Annotated in this window: 2 protein-coding genes; both read right to left on the reverse strand. The window is 64.9% G+C overall.

Translation table 11 applies throughout. The features are described 5' to 3' along the window. Positions 1-396 precede the first annotated feature (396 nt). Positions 397-564, reverse strand: a complete 168-nt coding sequence (locus E0E39_RS15930) for a hypothetical protein (RefSeq protein WP_165444878.1) — start codon at positions 562-564, stop codon at positions 397-399. 39 nt (positions 565-603) lie between these two features. Continuing rightward, on the reverse strand, positions 604-849 hold a 246-nt coding region (locus tag E0E39_RS15935; protein ID WP_207302572.1), incomplete at its 5' end, for a hypothetical protein.

The raw sequence follows: 849 nt of genomic DNA on the forward strand, positions 1-849 counted from the left end.
GCCGGAGATCACCAAGGACGGGAAACAGGTGACGGTGAAGGTCACCGCCACCCCGGCTGCGGGGAGAACCATCGATGGTGGGAATCTGCCTGAGGGGTGGGTGGCCAATGGTGATGGTTCTTTCACGTTCACCAAAACCATCACTCAGCCGGATTGTGCTGCGGTGCCTGTGGTTCCGGACGTGAAACCGGGGGTGTGTCCGGTGGATTCGGCCACTCCCACTCAGCCGACCGTGTCGGGGGTCGAGGACACCGATTCCATTGATTACGGTGAGCCGGTGTTCGGGACGAACGGCAACGAGGTGACCGTCACGGTCACCGCAACCCCGAGGAACGGTTCCCGGATCGATGTGGCGAAGCTGCCCGAGGGCTGGTCGGTTGTCGATGGTGTGGTGACCTACACCTCGACGATCACCCAGCCGAGGTGTGTGGTTCCGGTGGTTCCCACGGTTGATGTGGGGTCCTGTCCTGTCGGGGCGACCACGCCGACTGCTCCGAGCGCGTCGATCGATGAGGTGGAGGGTCTGGAGTTCTCCGAGCCGAGGATCGAGGTCAGGGACGGCAAGGTGAGTGTTTCTGCTGCTGCGACGGCGAAGGCGGGGTATCAGATCGGTGGTCCGCTGCCGGAGGGGTGGACGCGGGTGAACGAGACCTCCGCCACCTTCACGACGGTGAAGGACCAGCCGAGTTGTGATGCCCCGACGCCTACGCCTACTCCGAGTCCGTCGGTGTCCTTGACGCCTGATCCGTCGCCGTCTCCTGTGCCGTCGTCGTCTGTTCCGGTTCCGGGGGTGACGGTGACCCCGACGGTTCCGGTTCCGGTTCCGACGCCGGTCAGGCCCGGCCTGCC

The sequence above is a fragment of the [Pseudopropionibacterium] massiliense genome, assembly GCF_900607225.1.
Classification (GTDB): domain Bacteria; phylum Actinomycetota; class Actinomycetes; order Propionibacteriales; family Propionibacteriaceae; genus Arachnia; species Arachnia massiliensis.